Origin of the sequence: uncultured Nostoc sp., assembly GCF_964247315.1 — a bacterium.
In the GTDB taxonomy this organism is placed as follows: domain Bacteria; phylum Cyanobacteriota; class Cyanobacteriia; order Cyanobacteriales; family Nostocaceae; genus Nostoc.
The window spans coordinates 1-19,093 of record NZ_CAXTTT010000135.1; the positions used below are offsets into that span (position 1 = coordinate 1).

A 19,093-nucleotide genomic window follows, 5' to 3' on the forward strand; every position below is an offset into this window, starting at 1 on the left:
GCCCAATGCCCAATGCCCAATGCCCAATGCCCCATTCCCCATGCCCAATAATTAACGATCGCCAGAATCTGGAGTTACTCCCAAATTACCGCTGTCATTTGATGCTGGCACCCTTGACTGAGGTGGTTCAATTACCAACGAAGTCCCAGAGGAACCGTCTAAGATTAGTTGCTCTGAGCTTCCGTCCACGGTTTTTGGATCTGGAAATACAAATCGTAACAAGGGAGGAGCTAAAAAGGTTGTCAAGATAACCATCATGATAATTGCTGCCCCTAATGGTTTCGAGAGAGCGCCACTGGCAGCGCCGACACCAGCAAACACTAACCCAACCTCGCCTCTGGGAATCATCCCCACACCGATCGCTAAACGGTTGATTCCCGGTTGACCAAACACGCTTAAGCCTGTGATTACTTTACCGAGAATGGCTACTATAATCAGGAAAGTTGCCATAATTAGACCTTCCCGATTGTCGGGAATTGCTGGGTTTAATACTCCCAAATCGGTTTTTGCGCCAACAGTCACAAAGAAAATTGGCACTAATATATCGGCAATGGGACAGACTTGCCTTTGCAGTTCTTTACGCTTATCTGTCTCTTCTAAGACTAAACCAGCTGCAAAAGCTCCCAGAATTGCTTCTAAGTGGATGACAGCGGCCAGGTATGCCATAGCAAAGGCGAAAATGAATGCTGGGATTACTAGTCCACCACGTGTTTTGAGTTGATCGGCGATCGCTACAAAGGACTTATTAAAAACATTGCCTAGTAAGATTGCTCCCAAAATAAAACCAGTGGCGCTGATAATCAAGTAAATGACTTTGCTGACATCTACCACGCCGTCTTTAGCTAAACTGGCAACTACTGCTAAAACGATGATTCCTAGTACGTCATCAATTACAGCAGCACCCAAAATAATCTGCCCTTCTTTAGAATTGAGTCGCCCCAGTTCTGACAGCACTTTGGATGTCATCCCAATACTAGTAGCAGTCAAAGCCGCCCCTGCAAAAATTGCAGGTATAGCGCTAATACCAAACAAAGTCATCAGTCCCACAGTCCCAGCGGCAAAGGGTACTGCTACCCCAACTACTGCGACGACAGTGGCTTGGATACCAACTGCCATTAAATCTTTTAAATTCGACTCTAAGCCAATTTCAAACAGCAGAATGATCACACCCAATTCTGCCAAAACGGAAATGACCTCGGACTGGGCTGCAAACACCGCTGGAGCGGCTTCAGGCGTTAAACCAGCAGTGGTTTGAAGGAAGGACACGATCAAAGAATTAGAACTGTCTGTGCCGCCTTCTGGAAACACTAAAAGATGGAAAACAGAGATGCCAACTACCACACCGCCAACGAGTTCGCCTAAGACAGGCGGCAAACCCACTTGGTTTGATAACTCTCCACCAACTTTGCTGGCGAGATAAATGACTACTAAGCTTAGTAGCACTGCTTCGACTACCATTGAACTGTCTGCGGCTTGTGTTGCGCTGGCCAGCAGAGGAAAAGAGAAGTTGATTGGTTCTAACAAATGCATTAGGTTCTCTGAAAATCCTTCTCTTTGATTCTGACGCGTTTCTGAAAAACATCATATAAAGACATAATCCAAATTCAAAATTCAAAATGAATACAGTGTAAACGTTTCATTGACGCTGTGCAGTATTAGTGTATTTTTTTTAGTTTCAAAAAATGTAACCATTTCAGCTTTTGACGATCGCAGTGTCAAAGTAAGAACATAGAAATCGTATCTGGTGATCGCACTTGAGTTGTGAAAAACTTGTGGTGGCTGTTGATTCTCAACGACCACCAGAAGATTGCTACATACCTTTATTCAAAACATCTGTGGATACTTTGAGGAGTGCAAATATGATGACTAGAGCCGCTTTACCCGGTTCTCAATTTCCATCGGGAAACTTGTGGAAAATACTGCCTTTAGCAATGCTTTTATGTACAACTTTTGTACTACCTGCATTTGCACAAGAAAAAGATAAATTGTGGCGAACCCTTAGTGTCAGTGGTCGCGGAGTCGAAACAATTCCAACAACTCTGGCACAAGTCAGTTTAGGAGTGGAGATTCAAGGGAAAACAGCCCAAGAGGTACAACAAGAAGCCGCTCAGAGGTCATCTGCGGTGGTTGCGTTTCTCAAAAGCAAAAATGTTGAAAAATTACAAACCACTGGTATCCGTCTTAACCCAGTTTACAGCTATACCAATAATGTGCAAAGGATTACAGGCTATGCTGCCAATAACACTGTAAGTTTTAGAATTCCTGTTGAGCAAGCTGGGACATTATTGGATGATGCAGTCAAAGCTGGTGCAACACAAATTAACGGCATTAGTTTTGTTGCCAACGATCAAGCGATCGCAGCTGCTCAAAAACAAGCATTAAAAGAAGCTACTCAAGATGCACGGCAGCAAGCTGATGCCGTTTTCAGTGCTTTGGGTTTTAAATCCAAAGAAATAGTCAGCATTCAAGTTAATAATACTAGTGCGCCTCCACCACCACCAATGTTTTTACGGGCTGAGGCTGCCAAGTCGGCTGATGCTTCCACCCCTATTGTTGGTGGTGAACAAGAAGTAGAAGCATCGGTGACGTTGCAAATTAGTTATTAGTCATTTGTCATTTGTCCTTTGTCCTCTCTTACAAAGTTCTGATCGCCGGAAGTCGGCGCTCAGACTTTGCGCTTTGTCATTTGTAAAAGGCAAAGGACTAATAATCAATGCCCAATGCCCTTCAGGAGTGCTGAGTGCTGAGTGCTGAGTGGGGAATCTCATTTCTTTACTCGCTTGCCGAGGAACTCGAAACTCAGAACTGTTTTGCCCAATGCCCAATTAAAAATGTTCTGAAGACATATCTCCTGTATTGCCTTCTGCATCTCGCTTAGAGCCTAATAAATCCAGCTGATCTACTTGGATCACCGGTGACGAGCGGTTTGCTCCTGTTAGGCGATCGCTCCATGTGTCAAACTTCAAAGATCCTTTGACAGCAATTTGCTTGCCTTTCCGTACATAATTACCTGCCACCTCCGCCGTTTTTCCCCATAGTTCCAAATTAAACCAGTCGGTATGTTCACCTTCTTTTGTGCGACGATTAACTGCTAGTGTCAATCTACACTTCACACTACCAGACTCAAAATACTTAATCTCTGGGTCGCCGCCTACACGACCAATGAGGTTGACAACATTGATACTCATCGCGTTACCTTCCAGTACAAACGTACTTAGCAATTTCGACTTTCATCATAGCGAATTGTGAAAGACTTGAAAATAATGTGTTAAACAGTTAACAATATAATTGACTTGAAAATTTATACACACTATTTGGAGTAAACACATAAAATTATACGGATATACTAAATTTAACCAGAGAATATCAAAAAGTACGGCGCTTGAAACATACTAAATATTCCTGGGAATCATATAAAAATATTGTCTAGTTTACTCAACTTAGGATACAAACATAATCGAATCAAGCACGATTAACTCTTACCGTTGTAGTCAATAAGTATCGCACATAGGGGGCTTACAGACGCGTGGGTATTTTTAGGAACTTTCGCACTTCATGGGATATGGGTATCGACCTCGGTACCGCAAACACCCTAGTTTATGTATCTGGTAAAGGTATTGTACTACAAGAACCTTCTGTAGTTGCGATCGATGTCAACGAAAAGGTGGCACTAGCAGTAGGAGAAGAAGCCAAAAAAATGCTCGGTCGCACACCAGGAAATGTGATTGCTCTCCGTCCTTTGCGGGATGGTGTAATCGCTGACTTTGAGATCGCCGAGCTGATGCTCAAAAGCTTTATTCAGCGTGTAAATGAAGGTAAATCTCTAATTTTACCCCGGATTGTCATTGGTATACCCAGTGGTGTCACAGGAGTAGAAAGGCGAGCTGTCATGGATGCAGCTCACCAAGCAGGAGCAAGAAAAGTTTATTTAATTGATGAACCTGTAGCTGCGGCTATTGGTGCAGGATTACCTGTTGCTGAAGCAACTGGCAATATGATCATCGATATTGGTGGTGGGACAACAGAAGTTGCAGTGCTGAGTCTTCAAGGTACGGTGATTAGCGAATCAGTACGCATTGCTGGAGATGAACTGACTGATGCGATCGTTCAGTATATTAAGAAAGTTCATAATTTAGTCATTGGTGAACGTACTGCTGAGGAAATTAAGATTCGGATGGGTTCTGCCTATCCGACTAATGATGATAATGAGGCAATGATGGAAGTCCGAGGCTTACACCTGCTTTCTGGTCTACCGCGAACTGTAACAATCAAAGGGCCGGAAATCCGTGAAAGTATGTTGGAACCGCTATCAGTAATTATAGAAGCTGTGAAGCGGACACTAGAACGTACACCGCCAGAACTGGCAGCAGACATTATTGACAGAGGTATTATGTTAGCTGGTGGCGGTGCTTTGCTCAAAGGCATAGATACCCTCATTAGTCATGAAACAGGGATTATTACCCACATTGCTGCCGATCCTTTGAGCTGTGTTGTGCTGGGAACAGGTCGTGTGTTAGAAAACTTTAAACAGTTGGAACGAGTTGTCATCGAAAGCTCTCGCAATATCTAACAAAAAAAAATATCAGACTTGAGTTCTATTTGAGTTCTATTTGGGTTCTATATAAATAGAATCCAAGTAGAACTTAATTTATATAAGTATATACGGGTATATATGGTGACAATACGACGTTGGTGGGATCGTAAAGGGTTGCAAATTGGGTTGTTAGCTTTAGTAGTTGGTAGTGCTTGGATATTGCGACAGACTCAAGGTGAACTAGTACTTGAGACATACCAGGCAATTACCCGTCCATTAGAGATGTTGCAGTCAGGGCCAACTCCAGAAGAACGTCTTAGAGATGCCCGGATAATGGAATTGCAAACCCGTATAGTAGATTTGGAAAGTCAAAAGACAAAGTTACAAGATTTATTAGGCTATGTGGAAAAAGAGCCGCTGGCATCACGACCAATTCCAGCACGGGTGGTAGGACGTAGTGCTGACCAGTGGTGGCAACAAGTTACGCTGAATCGCGGTGCAAATGCAGGGATTCAGGAAGGCTTCATAGTCAAAGCAGAAGGTGGATTGGTGGGTTTGGTGGAGAGTGTAACTCCTAATACTAGCCGCGTGTTGTTAATCAGTGACCTTAAGAGTCAAGTGGGTGTATCGATTAGCCGCACAGCAGCTAAAGGCGTTTTGCGAGGAGATTCTTCTGCTGAAGCTGTATTGGAGTTTTATGAAAAAGTTCCAAATGTTAAAGTAGGAGATTTAGTTTCCACATCTACTTATAGTCAGAAATTTCCCTCCGGTTTGGCAGTAGGACGAATTAAGTCGCTGGATTTAAAGAAACTTCCGGCATCAGTGGCGAAAATTGAGCTTTTTCCGCCAATCCGTTCTCTCGATTGGGTAGCTGTTTATCCCAAACTAGAAAACCAAGAGTCAGCAAATCAAGTGCCGCAAAAGTCTAAGTAAATTCTTTGAAAAAATCCATAGAAAAATGAAGATTCCTGCATTTAATGGTAGCAGGCAGAAAAAGCCAAAATCGTCAGAGCGAAAATCGAAATTCCGAATCCAGCCGCTTGCTCGTTGGCATCCCGGTATACGTCAGTTGTTTGGTTGGATAGTGACGGCTAGTTCTGTACTGTTATGTTTACTATTATTACCAACCCGATTCCCAGGTATGGAATTGTTAGGAATTGGCCCTAATTGGCTATTAATTTGGGTGGTAGCTTGGAGTGTGAAGCGCACGGTGTTTGCCGGAGCATTGGCAGGTATAGTTCTGGGGCTACTTCAAGATTCAATGACATCACCTAATCCAACTCATGCCATCAGTTTAGGGATAGTGGGTGTTTTAACTGGTCTGCTCCAGAAACAGCGTTTTATCGAAGAAGATTTTATTTCGATTGCTGTAATTGTCTTTATTATGGCAGTTTTGGCAGAAACTATCTTTGGGTTGCAATTAACTTTGCTGGGCAATGAGCGCAAGGTGACAGATATTTGGACATATTATCAGCGTGTCGCTCTTGCCTCTGCCATTCTGAGTAGTCTTTGGGCACCTGTAGTCTATTATCCGTTGAATCTTTGGTGGCAACGGATAAAATTGTTGGAGCAACAGTAAAGGGAGTTAGAAGTTAAGAAGGGGAAGGGTTACAGGTGACAGTCAAGAAAATTATCTTCTGTACCCTGTAACCTAAATCATTATGGAATTTGGGCAACCTCTGGCAATATGGATTCAAACTACAGTAAATAACTCTTAACCCCAGCGTATTGGGTTTTAATTGGAAATTAACCTATTTAGTAACTTTTCTTAACTGTGTTTTCCGAAGCATTTAGTTATTGTATTTAGGGATACGCAATTATTTTTTACAAATAAGCGTTAACCAATCAAACATGGCTAGAATATACTATACCTTCCTGGCAGGCGGCCTTGTTATATAGTCCCTGCTGGGTTTATTTGTTACAAGTTTTAAGTTTTTTCTAAATTTTTGTGAGTTTGCATTAGCATAAATCAACATCGAACTAAGAATTATACACTCAAAAATTGTGAGAGATTCAAGTAATAATGTTGACTTTACCAGTGTCAATATCGTAACAAGCACCAACAATTTTTAGTTTACCTTCACGGAGCAATTTAGCTAAAATAGTTGAGCTTTCTTGCAATTTTTCAGTTTGATACTGAATGTTGGCTATAACTGCATCTTGCATATTATCACCCGATTTGAACTTTACCCTTTCTACAGATGGTTTGATGCCCTCAATAATCAAACCAATTCTTCCAGGAAGTGGTTCGTTTTTGATTGCTTCTGCTACTGCACCGCATCTTCTATGACCCAAAACCATAATCAACTGCGAACCCAATACTGCTGTAGAATATTCCAGACTACCTATAACCGTGTCACTGACAACATTACCAGCAACTCGCACGACAAATAAATCTCCAAGTCCTTGATCGAAGACAATTTCCGCAGGTACTCTAGAATCTGCACAGCCTAATATGGCGGCAAAGGGATACTGAGCTTTAGCAACTAATCGTAGGCGTTCTAGTGATTGATCGGGATATTGACGTTTTTGATGGATAAATCTTTGATTACCATCAAGCAAGCGTCTGATAGCTTCATTCGGACTGATTGAATTAGGGTTAACTGGATGAATATCAGCAACAGCAGTTTGCTCTGGATTCCAAAAGCTATCACCAAAAGTAGTAGCTGCAATACCTACAACACTGGCGAATTTCAAGAAATTACGTCGCCCGACAAATCCATTAATTCGACTCATCAATCTACCTGACAACAACAAAGCTGTTCTCCAGAAGATATCAGACTTAAGTAAGATGCAAGAGTACCTGATGACACGGTTTAAGAGTCATTTAATATTCACGCGATTTAGAGTTGTTAGAATCCAGTCTGCGTTAGCGATGAAAGCAGCTGAACAAGCGATAAAAGATAGTCGTTAAAGCGGCTCTGTCGCTCCTTTTCTAAATTTTAATAATCACTCAATTCATAAGTTTTTTAAAAGTCTTTCTGTGGAAAAATTCTAGATAGAGTAGAATTCAGAATTCATGAGTCAAAATAGGCTACACTTTGCGGTGCTAACAGAAGTAAAACAGTTTTTTACCTGACTTCGAGACTTAGATTGTGTACTTATACCAATTTAATTAATGATTGCAACCCATCCTTGGGTAAAGACGCGATTCATCGCGTCTCTACAAATAGTCTATTTGTCGCATTCTTTTTTCAAATTGGTATTAACTCACTTGAAATCTTCTGTAAATATAAAGTACTTCTATCTAAACTCAGGTTAGACATTTATTGCCAGCAATGGCGGCAAAACCAGTAGGTTTCTTGTAAACGAATGTGAGAAAGCATTTGGTTGGAAAAGCAAGGGCAGTTTGTCATAGAATTGTTGTTTTATTAAAAAAGTTAAACACAAACTAGTAGTTCGCTCTTGGCTTCACTACCAACAGCTTTAATTTATAAACATAAAATAAAGAACTAATAAAGAAATGAAAGTAGTAAAAAAACTTTATAAAATATTAACAAGCGCAATGTGCGACTTATTCTTAAAACCCCTCTCCAAACCTCTCCCCGCTTCGGGGAGAGGCTTTAAGTCTTGCTTCCCAACGCTAGCTCTTAAGGGGCTGGGGGTTAGGTTTGAAAGAAAGTTGCACACCGCGTTAACAATTACTTCATTAGCGTTGGGTGGCAATAACCGCAGGTATTGCTGATTCTCTAAGACAGTCTATTTATACAAGAACGATTACGCCCGTTTGCTTTGGCTTGATAAAGGGCTTGATCTGCTGCCTCAATCAAATTTAAAGGAACCATATTGGGTGTTGGAATCACTGTAGCAATTCCAATACTCAAGGTGACGTGATGTTTCACAGCCGATGCTGCATGGGGAATCTTTAGCTGTTCTAGAGCTTTATGAATTTCTTGGGCAACGTAAAAAGCCCCATCACTATCAGTGCTAGGCAAGATGACAACAAACTCTTCTCCGCCATAACGAGCAACTAAATCTCTAGAACGTTTGACACTTTGTTTGAAAGCTTGAGCAATAAAGCGTAAACAATTATCTCCGCTGGCATGACCATAAGTATCGTTATATTGTTTAAAATAATCAATGTCGCATAAAAGTAGTGAGACAAAACCTTGTTCTCGTAAAAGATATTGCCACACAGAATTAAGTTTAATATCAAAACATCGGCGATTGGCGATTTGAGTTAATTCATCCACCATCACCATATTTTCAAGTTGCTGGTTAGCACGCTGCAATTGTTGATAAAGTTCTGATTGTTGAATAGCGATCGCTACCTGTGTTGCCAATTGCTGAAGCAGTTCGCTCTCCCAAGGTTGCCACTCACGCGGGGTGCTACAATCATGAGCAACCAAAAGTCCCCAAAGGCGATCGCCTTGTAAAATTGGTACAACTAGCTTGGCTCTGACTTGCAACTGTTGCAATAACTCTACATGACAAGGGGAAAATCCGGCGCTATAGATGTCTGGAGTGACTTTGAGGGTACTTTGTTGATAATACTGTCCCTGTGTTTCTATAAAATAGTTGTCTGTAATTTCCATATTCAAAATCGCCTGCCAACCTTCTGCCACAGACTCGGTGACAACCACACCACTCCAATCAGGGTTAAAGCGGTAGATGATGACGCGATCGGTTTGCAAAAAACGTCGAACTTCAGTAACAGTTGTGTTCAATATTTCATCTAAGTCCAAAGACTTGCGGATATGTTGAGCGATCGCATAAACCATGCGTTCCCGTTCTGTTTGCTGTTGCAGGGCAATTTGTGCCTGTTTGCGGTCTGTGATATCTGTAAATGATGTCACCACCGCAGATGGTCTGGATTGATCGGATTCAAACAGTGGCTGAGAATTGATTGAAATCCAAGTCAAGCTGCCATCAGGTTTGTGAACTCCCATAATGACATGAAATTGGGGTTGTCCGGTGCGTAAGGTGACAAAGGCGGGGTGAGTTTCCTCTGGAAAAGAAGTACCATCTTCATGAATCGCTTGCCATCGCGGATCGATAGAAGTTCGCCCGATCATTTGATCGGCTGTTAACCCTAAAATTCTTTCGGCACTGTCATTACAGGCGGTAATCCGCCCATCTGATTGCTGTAGGACAATACCTTCTGCCATCACTGTAATTACAGAACGATAGCGTTGTTCGCTTTCTCGCAGTGCTTCTTCTATACGCTTGCGTTCAGTAATATCAGTATGGGTTCCTAGCATCCGTAGGGGAAAACCATTGGCTGCGCGACTCGAAATTTGCCCCCGATCTAGAATCCACTTGTAAGTTCCATCTTTGCACTTAATCCGATATTCACTGACATATTGTTGGGTTTCACCGTACAAATGCTTGATAATCTCTTCGATAACCCTGGCTTTATCATCTGCGTACACCCGTTGTTCCCATTCACCGAGGGTATTTCCAATTTCATGCTCTGCAAACCCTAACATTTCTTTCCATCGCTGGGAGAAAAAGACTTCGTTAGTTTCAGCATTCAAATCCCAAACTCCGTCCCCATTTCCTTCCAAGGCATACTGCCATCTTTCTTCACTGGTTTTGAGTGCGGCTTCGATTTGTTTGCGTGAGGTGATGTCTTCAAAAATGTATAACCGCCCAAAATATCGATCCTGAGTATCTCGAATTTGGCTGGAAAAGCGGCGAATCGTTCGCCCATCAACAAATAAAATTTCATCTTCAATCGTGCTACGATTTTCTTCAGACTGCAACAGTTTTAAGGATTCAATAAATACCGATACATCAACAATTGAAGGTATACACTCAGGAATGATGTCATTATTTTTTAAAGCACCCAAACGCATTTGGTCTTCTAGATGTTCGATGCCCCAAATTTTACAGAAGTGGTGATTGAAATAAAGGATTTCGTCGGTGTGATTGTCAACAACAAAGAATCCCAGCAAAGAAGTGTCAGTCATGGAACGCAGCAAAGTTTCCCGCCAGCGCAATTCTGACTCTGCACGCTGGTGTTCTTGTAGCACTGCTTGTTGCTTGGTAATATCCTTTTCGTTAACGAGGATGATGGAGTTACCCGTTACAGGATCGCGGGTGCATCGTATATCTATCCCATGCCATTGAATCCCTTCAGTAGTGAACACCTGAGCCTCTATGCTGAACATCTCACCTAAATTAATCGCTTCCATAGCCTGTTGCCCTACACTCTTGTCGACAAAGTGACTTAGGAAAATATTCTCAACTGACGAGTTAGGGTGTAGGGTATCCTGATAACAGCGAAGGGCTGCCGGGTTTTGCATCAAAGGCACACCATCCATCGTGTAAAGTGAGACGATCGCTGTGGTATGACGTAGGGCTTCAATCGATCTGAGTGTTTCTCGATCGATCTGATTGATGACTTCTGTTGATCCTTCAACCAGCATCGCTATTCGCCCTTGTTCAATTTGAATTCCAGAAAAGATGCAGCGAAGAGAAACAGGTTTTCCTTCTGGGTAAAATGTCCAGTTTTCAGCGATGGTTTTCCCTTGCTGAAATTCTTGCAAATAGCTTTGCAATCGAATGTGAGTAGACTGGGAAATATCACTGAAGTTGCGATTGAGCAATTCTTCTCGACTTTGAGCATTCCAAATATGCAGTGCGGATTGATTTGCCCACCACATCTGCAAGTTTTGAATATCATAAATCCAAATTGGAGTTTGTAATCGGTCAAATGCAATTAAGTCTGCAACTGATATATTCTTTGGCAATGCTGTTCTTGTTATAATGGATTCTCTAAAATTCTTATACAGAGTTTTTTTGATTGACCTCAGCTTCAACTTTGGCTGAACTGTCAAGTTTTTTAGGTTTTGATTGAGTTGCAGCGTTAGGTTTTGGCAGGATGTAGCCTTTTGCTGATGGCGTTCTGCTTCCCCAAGAGCGATTCCTAGCTCTGCGGCTATCAGTTGGAAATACTCAATTTCTAAAGAACTCCATTGACGTGAGCCACTGCACTGGTGAGCAATTAGTAAGCCCCACAAATGAGGATATATATTAGAAACTCCATCAATTTCTTGATTGTTTACTAAAATTGGTACTACTAAATTAGCTCGAACCTGCAAGTCCGTTAATAACTTTTTATAACAAGGGTCAAGGGTTGTAGTATGAATGTCTTCAATGACACCAACGCTTCCATCTCGATATCGCTCTACCCATGTCGCATTGAAGCAAGGATCGTAAATTAATTGCCCTAAAATCAGTTTCCATTCATGACTTACAGACTCTTCTGCGATGACTCCATCTCCATCGGACAAAAAGCGATAGATAATAGCGCGTAGGCGTAGCCCGTCGTAGACATCGCTTTCTAAAGTTTTTCTAACTTCGCTGACAATAATCTTGAGAATTTCACTCACTCCAAGTGACTGATGAATTTGATCGGCGAGCATCCTAATTTGATCGAGGATTTGCTTTAAATCAATTTCAGAACCCGATAGACGATTGAACAGCATAGTAATATTATAGTATTAGTCTATGTATTTACACTTAGTTAATGTAAAAATTTATTTCAGTATTTCATTTTATTCTAATATTACCCAAAACGTTAAGTTAAATTTAAGCTTAAGCTTGATAGTTGGTAATAACTTCAAAATCAAACCAATTGCTCAAAGGTTAAACCTTAATATTCGTACTGCAATTTATAACAATTTTCATTTGAACTATTATATTTATCTCCTCTAGCATGTTCATTTTATTTCATTACAAAAATAAAAAACTAATATTGAAGTATGTATTCCGACAAAATTATATCTGTGGATTGGGCTACTTTCCGCAAAATTTAGCTTGACATAAACTAAGACAACTACAGATTCAAAAACGTAAGGATTCAGGTCATACCAAAATGTCTACAATCGTTTCCTGATAACGCTTTCCGGGGATTAGTCACAATTGGATATTCTCAATAATAATTACCTAACGCCTATATTTCCGTGGCTTATTGCGACTAAAGGTATGTTAATAAGCCAAAGTCAATTTTGAAACTAGCTCTGTGACTGGGTTTCAAACACCTGAATCCTTACTCAAAAACTGCTATCGCCGACTGAAATCTGTGTCAGTGCATTTATACTATATATTTTATGTTTGATTTCTAGCCAGTTGTAGTGAAGCGGTGACGCTTGCGCTGCATCCACCTTAAGGTGGTTCGGAGAGCGTGAACGTCAACAACTGGCCATTGGGTAGGATTTTGAGACGGGAATTGATCCCTTGTAGAATTTTCTCAATGTCCCTGTAACCCTGTTGATATATAAATTAAAACTGCAACAGAAAAACTTTGGATGCCAAATTGCCAAAAGCACGTATTTCTAACCTACGATGTACACACAAGTCGAAAAAAGCTTGATTTTCCATTGTTCTGTCGTTTATCTCGTTTTCGTACTCTGGGAATGGCTATTAGATGCTGCTGCCTCCAGTCAGGCATTGAGTCAGAGACTCAATGAATGCATTCCCAGTCTGAGACTGAAAACGAGAACGAGAAAAGTCTTATCAAGCTAGGTTTTCAGGACTTGTGTATACACCGTAGGTAAGGCGTGGGGGAGTGCATTTGATTTAAGAGTTTATGATTTTTCCTCTAAAATTGGAGGTAAACTCATAAACTCTATTCCAAAATAATGATGTGGCAACACGAAGACGGAGATTTTAGAGAACTGGTATAAAATCACTCTCTGTAATCAAACTGGGATTAATGCCGCTCAAAATCGCTAATGTCTCATTTGTGGAAGTAATCCGAATAGAAGTCTTATTACTATTTGCAGAGATAGTTAAAGCCCCATAAGTTAAACCACTGAATAAACCAAGTTTGTCGATGCCATCCTTAAAATCAAAGATGGTATCACTGCCGTTTCCTGATGCGAGAACAAAAATATCCGCACCTGTTTGCCCATAGAGTAAATCGTTGCCAGCACCCCCAATCAGGATGTCGTCACCTGCACCACCATAAAGGTAGTCATTGCCAGCATTACCAATCAGGCGATCGCTGTCATTCTGACCGTACAGGTAATCATTGTTACTGCCGCCTAAGAGACTATCATTACCATTACCGCCATAAAGATAGACACTAGCAATCGTGAATGATGAAGCATTTAAAGTATTGTTACTAATGCCACCTGTCAGCGTTACTCGTTCAATATTGATCGGGCTATCATTACCTAAACCGACTAGTTGAGTGTTAGTTAGGGTAAAATTGACATCGGCGGATTCACTTACCGAATCAATGCCATCACCACCGTCGAGAATATCATCGCCTTTACCGCCATAAAGGTAGTCATTGCCAGTACCACCAATCAGGCAATCGTTACCATCCTGACCATAAAGGTAGTCATTTCCTGCATAGCCATAAATAGTATCATCAGTTGTACTGCCATTTAGCCTATTGCCTGAAGATGTACCATAGATGGTTTTTTCGCTGACATCATTAAGATTGACAGCGATCGCTTGTTTGGCACTTGTATCAGTGCCATCACTGACAGTAACTTGTAATTGAAAGTTAGGATGGCTCTCAAAGTCAAGATCATCGCGATCGTTAACAATAATTTGTCCTGAAGTGGGGTTAATACTAAAAGCAGTTTTCCCATCTCCATCGAGATCGAGATTACCATCAATAATTGTCCAGTTAGAAAATGAGCTAGTTCCCTCAATATCGGTAGCAACTACAGTACCAACTACCGTGTTATTACTGCTATTTTCTTTAACGTTGAAGCTTTGATTTACAGTAACAACTGGGGCATCATTAACAGCAGTCAAGTTAATCATCTGGGAAACTGTGGCACTAGTACCGCCATCACCATCAGTCAACACAAAGCTGATAGTACGGGTAGTAGTGGAAGGATTCTCAGAGATGTTGGCATAAGTAATACTACGTATCAAGGCTTGGATAGCAGCAGGTGTAGCTTTAGAGTTAAAGTTGATTACCAAGTCTTGAGTACCAATACCGCCACTGAAAGTAGCAATCAAGCTAGTATCGTACAAAATGCTTGTGTCGTTGACCGCAATTTTATTTATTGTGTTGCTTTGGATGATGAGGCGATCGTCAGCACTTCCGCCATTACTGAATTGAATAGTCAATTTACCGGAATCGAAGTCTTGGGAATCAGGGTCTAGGACGGTTGCACTAGGATTAATGAAAATAGCAGGGTCATTTTCAGTGTAGGTGGGATTAGTTCCTGGCAAACTGAGTGTAGGAGAATCGTTGACAGCAGTAACATTAATCGTCTTAAAGACATTAGCACTAGTACCGCCATCACCATCAGTCAATACAAAGCTAACGTTACGGGGAGTAGTAGCGGGATTCTCAGAGACATTGGCGTAACTAATACTGCGTATCAAAGCTTGGACGGCAGTAGGCGTAGCTTTAGAGGTAAAGTTGATTACCAAGTCTTGAGTGCCAATACCGCCACTGAAAGTACCGATCAGGCTACCATTGTACAAAAAGCTTGTGTTGTTGTTGACTTGAATTTTATTTGTTGTATTGCTTTGGATGATGAGGCGATCGTCAGCAGTTCCACCATTACTGAAGCGAACAGTCAATTTACCGGAATCGAAGTCTTGGGAATCAAGGTCTGCAACAGTTGCATTAGGATCAATGAAGATAGCAGGGTCGTTTTCAGTGTAGGTGGGATTAGTTCCTGGCAAACTGATTGTAGGAGAATCATTGATAGCAGTAACGTTAATCGTCTTGGAAACTGTGGCACTAGTACCGCCATCACCATCAGTCAATACAAAGCTGACAAGACGGGGAGTAGTGGAGGGATTTTCAGAGACATTGGCGTAATTAATACTGCGTATCAAGGCTTGGACAGCAGTAGGCGTAGCATTATAGTTGAGGTTGATTACTAAATCTTGGATGCCGACCCCACCAGTGTAATTACCAATCAAATTAGTATTGTAAAAAACATTTGTGCCAAAGTATTCAATTTTATTTGTTGGGCTGTTTTGAATAGCAAAACGGTCATCAGGAGTACCGCCATTACTGAAGCGAACAGTTAATTTACCTGAATCGAAGTCTTGGGAATCAAGGTCAGTGACAGTTGCATTAGGGTCGATGAAGATGCCAGGTGCATTTTCAAAGTAAGTGGGGTTTGTGCTGGGCAAAGTGAGTGTAGGCGCTTGATTCCCAACATTTAAAGTTACTGTTGCAATATTAGAATCTGCGATCGCATTATTCGCTTTATAGCTGAATGTATCAATGCCTTGAAAGCCAGCATTAGGAGTGTAAGTAAAAGACCCATCAGAATTGAAAACAAGGCTACCGTTATTTGTCCCAGACACTAAGGTTGCTTTCAGTGCCGGATTTACAATAGATGTTTCATTAGTTAATACACCACCAACTAAATTGTTAGGGGTAGCGTAGTATTGAATGCGACCTTTGAAGCTTTCGCTGGCAGGGTCGCCATCACCGTATTCTTGGAAGGTGGCATCAAAGTTGAGAATTTCGTCGCTAGAACCGTAGGTGATTTGGTTGACTGTAAACTGACCTATGAGACTGTTATAGCCTCGTCCATCACCACTGACATCTAAACCAGGCTGATTAGAGGTTTGGAATGGGAAACGTGCTGCACCTGTGTATGTAGTGCCTGCTGTAAGTGGAGCATTAAATGGAGCGGCAAATGAAAGATACCACGATTTGACACCATCATAGTAATTGATTTGGATAGCATTATTGCTACTGGGATTGTCAGGGTATACACGTGAAGCTCTAAACTTTCCTGTGTCAAGAGTATAGCTATAGTAATCACTCTGACCGATATAATTACCGCGATCGCTATCTAAAGTCAACGCGGTAATTGCCGCAGCAGTCTGGAAAGAAGTATTTGCCGAGACAAAATAAGTATCGTTTGTTACTACTGGCGGCTGATTAGTGCCAATAGCTTTACTCGTAACCTTGATATCATCAACACCAATCCACTCATCTTCTCCATTCGCATCAGTAGTAATAAACCGAACTTGAACTTGCGACTGATTGGTAACTTCGGGTGGTAATAAGACACTTATCCGTGCTTCCCGTGCGTCATAAGACGCTGAGGTTGAGGCGTTATTAGAAGCATCGGGTACAAAAGCAGCTGGCAGGTTGGTGAAATTCCCTGTATTTCCAATGCGGTATTGTACAGCAACAGATTGAATAGCATCGCGGGTTGAGGTATCTATGTCACGTAGCGTAAAGCTAAGTTGGAGATTTTGCCGCCCAGTAGCATCTAGATAAATAACTAAATTCGGCGCTGTAGCAGTTGATGAGCCTCTGAGAGCAATAGTTGGATTGCTCAATGCAAATTCCGTAATCCCGCTATTTGTGTAGGTATTTGGATTACTTTGATTAGCATTAACATCAATAGGAGTTGCAGACCCATCAGCTAGTAACGTTTGTGGGTTAATACCCGTGCTACTAACTAAACCATCACCTCGAAAACCCCTGATATTGGGTAAATTACTCCAATCATCATCCCTGGTAATCAAATTAGTATTTGACCAGTCTTGGAGAAAGTCGCTTGTTGCTAGTTTGTAATAATTTAAATTCAAGGGAGTGGGAAGATTATTAGAGGGTGCCTCGTAACGTGTTACAAGAAAGTTACCGTTGTCACTTCCCGAAACCACAATCTTACCGTCAGACTGAACGGCAACCGCAGTATTTTGAAAATAACTACTGCTAACGGGGGTTATGACTTTACCGCTATCGCCAAAGCTGGTATCTAAGCTGCCATTAGAGTTGTAGACAGCTAAAGCAAAATCACGGCGATCGCTTCCGTTTTGAGTAAACCCAGAGACTACAATTTTGCCATTCTGCAAAATGGCCAAACTTTGTCCAGCATCATTACTGCTTATATCTGTAACAACCTTACCGCCACTACCGAAATTAGCGTCCAGAGTACCATCGGAGTTATAGCGTGCGAGAGCAAAATCTCCATTGCTACCAATCTCCCCAGTAGATCCCGCTACGACAATTTTGCCATCAGACTGGAGAGCAACACTATTTCCAAAGTCATATCTGCCAGGAAAGTCTGTGATTACTTTACCATTAGTACCAAAATTAGTATCTATACTGCCATTGGAGTTGTAACGTGCCAAAATAGAGTTAATGTCGCCATTATTGTTCATGGCATTCCCAGTTACTACAATCTTACCGTCTGGCTGAATCAGGATACTTGCAATACCGTCTTGGCCGTCGCTTATGGAAGTAAGAATCCTACCCCCATTACCAAAGCTAGTATCCAGACTGCCATCTGAGTTGTAACGTATCAAGATAAAGTCATTATTGAGGGAACCATCATTCGGGTTAAGATATCCCCCCACAACAATTTTGCTGTTTGGCTGGACAGCAATGCTTTTTATCCATTCGTTTTTACCCTCAAAGTTAGTAACAACTTTTCCGCCATTGCCAAAGGTGGTATCTAAGCTGCCATTAGAGTTGTAGCGTACAAGAGCAGCATCAGTTTGGTTGTCATTGTAGGTAATTCCGGCGGTTAAAATTTTGCCATCGGGCTGAATGGTAACGCTGTAAGCTCTATCGCTTTGGTTGGCAAAATCAGTGATCGCCTTGCCGCTATTGCCAAAGCTGCTATCCAGGCTACCATTTGGATTATAACGAGCTACCGCAAAGTTACCGTTGCTATTGTAGGTTTCTCCTACTACTACAATCTTGCCATCCGCTTGAATGGCAACACTATAAGCTGTGTCACTACCACCAATATCTGTAATGACTTTACCACCAATGCCAAAGGTAGTATCCAGGTTTCCAGGAGCAAGTATTCCTGTATAACTAGAAAGAGTCTCTTGTGGGAATGCCAAAGCTATATGATCTGGCATTGAAAAATCCTTGCCGACTTGAACCTGTAAATTCCAATCTCCTCCCAACGTTGCATTACCTGTTGGTGTAGTAGAAGCAGCAATATTTGCTCCTGTCAATTGGTGCAACTTATGTAAAAATTCCTCTCCTGCATCTCCAACTGCGATGTTACAGCCATAGAGTATTAGAGATGAAGACAACCAAGTTTGTAACTCTTGGGTATAGCGTTCTAAACTGCTGAGACTGAGTTGAGTATTACCCAGATAAAGGCAACCGGGAGAGCCATGAGAAACAATGTGGACACTTTCAACTCTAGGGCGTTGTAACAGTATTTGAGTAATTTGCTCTACCCCATCTTGGCTCGATTCAAGGACTATTACCTCAATTTCTGATACAACATTTTTCAGCAATATTTCATAGTTATTAACAGAGGAGTCAAGGAAAAGTATGCTTGTATTCTGAATATTCATGTTCCTGCAGTTCTCCACTTAAGTTTAGATATCTAGTTGTTAGTGAAACTCTTGGATAAGAGAAAATAGATTAGACCTCTTGCAAAAATCTTTAACACCTCACCCCCAACCCCTAAGAGCTTGGCGGGGAGGCAGGGTGCTTTCATACGAAAAAAGAAAAATACATAAGTCTTGATTTATCGTTTCGTGGCATGGCTTTTTCCCTCACTTCCATTCCTCTCCTTCTGTTGGGGGAGAGGCTTTGAAACCCAGTTTTAGTTTTTCTCTGCTTGTATGAAACCACCCTGCTAAGAGCTTGGGGGGGAGGGGAGCGTTTGCTTTACTCAAATACGGGGT

10 protein-coding genes are annotated in these 19,093 nt (G+C 41.6%); 4 read left to right on the forward strand and 6 right to left on the reverse strand.

Features of this window, described 5'->3' with window-relative positions; all coding sequences use genetic code 11:
- Positions 1 to 51: 51 nt before the first annotated feature.
- Entirely contained in the window at positions 52 to 1,530 is a 1,479-nt protein-coding gene (locus ACFE93_RS29195) for a cation:proton antiporter (RefSeq protein WP_375478719.1), read from the reverse strand.
- A gap of 332 nt (positions 1,531 to 1,862) precedes the next feature.
- On the opposite strand from ACFE93_RS29195, the gene ACFE93_RS29200 reads away from it, so the two are divergent.
- The gene (locus tag ACFE93_RS29200; protein ID WP_375478735.1) at positions 1,863 to 2,606 is read left to right on the forward strand and encodes an SIMPL domain-containing protein; all 744 of its coding nucleotides are present in this window, start codon (positions 1,863 to 1,865) and stop codon (positions 2,604 to 2,606) included.
- On the opposite strand, the gene ACFE93_RS29205 is transcribed toward ACFE93_RS29200, so the two are convergent.
- Together ACFE93_RS29205 and ACFE93_RS29210 are read right to left on the reverse strand one after the other, a co-directional pair.
- A complete protein-coding gene (locus ACFE93_RS29205) occupies positions 2,607 to 2,768 on the reverse strand; it encodes a hypothetical protein (RefSeq protein WP_375478721.1) in 162 nt (53 codons plus the stop codon).
- A 57-nt stretch (positions 2,769 to 2,825) separates the two neighbouring features.
- Positions 2,826 to 3,188 carry a single-stranded DNA-binding protein gene (locus ACFE93_RS29210; RefSeq protein WP_375478723.1) on the reverse strand — a complete coding sequence of 121 codons (363 nt, stop codon included), beginning with the start codon at positions 3,186 to 3,188 and terminating at the stop codon, positions 2,826 to 2,828.
- A gap of 374 nt (positions 3,189 to 3,562) precedes the next feature.
- On the opposite strand from ACFE93_RS29210, the gene ACFE93_RS29215 reads away from it, so the two are divergent.
- The 3 genes from ACFE93_RS29215 to mreD all read left to right on the forward strand — a co-directional run bounded on the left by ACFE93_RS29215 (position 3,563) and on the right by mreD (position 6,113).
- Positions 3,563 to 4,570 (forward strand): rod shape-determining protein, encoded by a 1,008-nt coding sequence (locus ACFE93_RS29215; protein WP_375478737.1) that lies wholly within the window; start codon positions 3,563 to 3,565, stop codon positions 4,568 to 4,570.
- Between the two features lie 102 nt (positions 4,571 to 4,672).
- The gene (gene mreC, locus ACFE93_RS29220) at positions 4,673 to 5,467 is read left to right on the forward strand and encodes a rod shape-determining protein MreC (protein ID WP_375478725.1); all 795 of its coding nucleotides are present in this window, start codon (positions 4,673 to 4,675) and stop codon (positions 5,465 to 5,467) included.
- A 25-nt stretch (positions 5,468 to 5,492) separates the two neighbouring features.
- Positions 5,493 to 6,113: a rod shape-determining protein MreD gene (gene mreD, locus ACFE93_RS29225; RefSeq protein ID WP_375478727.1), complete on the forward strand. Its 621-nt coding sequence runs from the start codon at positions 5,493 to 5,495 to the stop codon at positions 6,111 to 6,113.
- A 434-nt stretch (positions 6,114 to 6,547) separates the two neighbouring features.
- Here mreD and ACFE93_RS29230 read toward each other — a convergent pair whose 3' ends face one another.
- The 3 genes from ACFE93_RS29230 to ACFE93_RS29240 all read right to left on the reverse strand — a co-directional run bounded on the left by ACFE93_RS29230 (position 6,548) and on the right by ACFE93_RS29240 (position 18,757).
- On the reverse strand, positions 6,548 to 7,270 hold the full coding sequence (locus ACFE93_RS29230; RefSeq protein ID WP_375478729.1) for a carbonic anhydrase: 723 nt from the start codon (positions 7,268 to 7,270) through the stop codon (positions 6,548 to 6,550).
- Between the two features lie 953 nt (positions 7,271 to 8,223).
- Positions 8,224 to 11,967, reverse strand: a complete 3,744-nt coding sequence (locus ACFE93_RS29235) for a diguanylate cyclase domain-containing protein (protein WP_375478731.1) — start codon at positions 11,965 to 11,967, stop codon at positions 8,224 to 8,226.
- A 1,183-nt stretch (positions 11,968 to 13,150) separates the two neighbouring features.
- Positions 13,151 to 18,757 carry a DUF4347 domain-containing protein gene (locus tag ACFE93_RS29240; RefSeq protein ID WP_375478733.1) on the reverse strand — a complete coding sequence of 1,869 codons (5,607 nt, stop codon included), beginning with the start codon at positions 18,755 to 18,757 and terminating at the stop codon, positions 13,151 to 13,153.
- Positions 18,758 to 19,093: the final 336 nt, after the last annotated feature.

Excerpts from the sequence above, each read along its gene's own strand:
- ACFE93_RS29195 (WP_375478719.1), bottom strand. The coding sequence starts at position 1,530 with ATGCATTTGTTAGAACCAATCAACTTCTCTTTTCCTCTGCTGGCCAGC.
- ACFE93_RS29200 (WP_375478735.1), top strand. The coding sequence starts at position 1,863 with ATGACTAGAGCCGCTTTACCCGGTTCTCAATTTCCATCGGGAAACTTG.
- ACFE93_RS29205 (WP_375478721.1), bottom strand. The coding sequence starts at position 2,768 with ATGAGATTCCCCACTCAGCACTCAGCACTCAGCACTCCTGAAGGGCAT.
- ACFE93_RS29210 (WP_375478723.1), bottom strand. The coding sequence starts at position 3,188 with ATGAGTATCAATGTTGTCAACCTCATTGGTCGTGTAGGCGGCGACCCA.
- ACFE93_RS29215 (WP_375478737.1), top strand. The coding sequence starts at position 3,563 with ATGGGTATCGACCTCGGTACCGCAAACACCCTAGTTTATGTATCTGGT.
- mreC (WP_375478725.1), top strand. The coding sequence starts at position 4,673 with ATGGTGACAATACGACGTTGGTGGGATCGTAAAGGGTTGCAAATTGGG.
- mreD (WP_375478727.1), top strand. The coding sequence starts at position 5,493 with ATGAAGATTCCTGCATTTAATGGTAGCAGGCAGAAAAAGCCAAAATCG.
- ACFE93_RS29230 (WP_375478729.1), bottom strand. The coding sequence starts at position 7,270 with ATGAGTCGAATTAATGGATTTGTCGGGCGACGTAATTTCTTGAAATTC.
- ACFE93_RS29235 (WP_375478731.1), bottom strand. The coding sequence starts at position 11,967 with ATGCTGTTCAATCGTCTATCGGGTTCTGAAATTGATTTAAAGCAAATC.
- ACFE93_RS29240 (WP_375478733.1), bottom strand. The coding sequence starts at position 18,757 with ATGAATATTCAGAATACAAGCATACTTTTCCTTGACTCCTCTGTTAAT.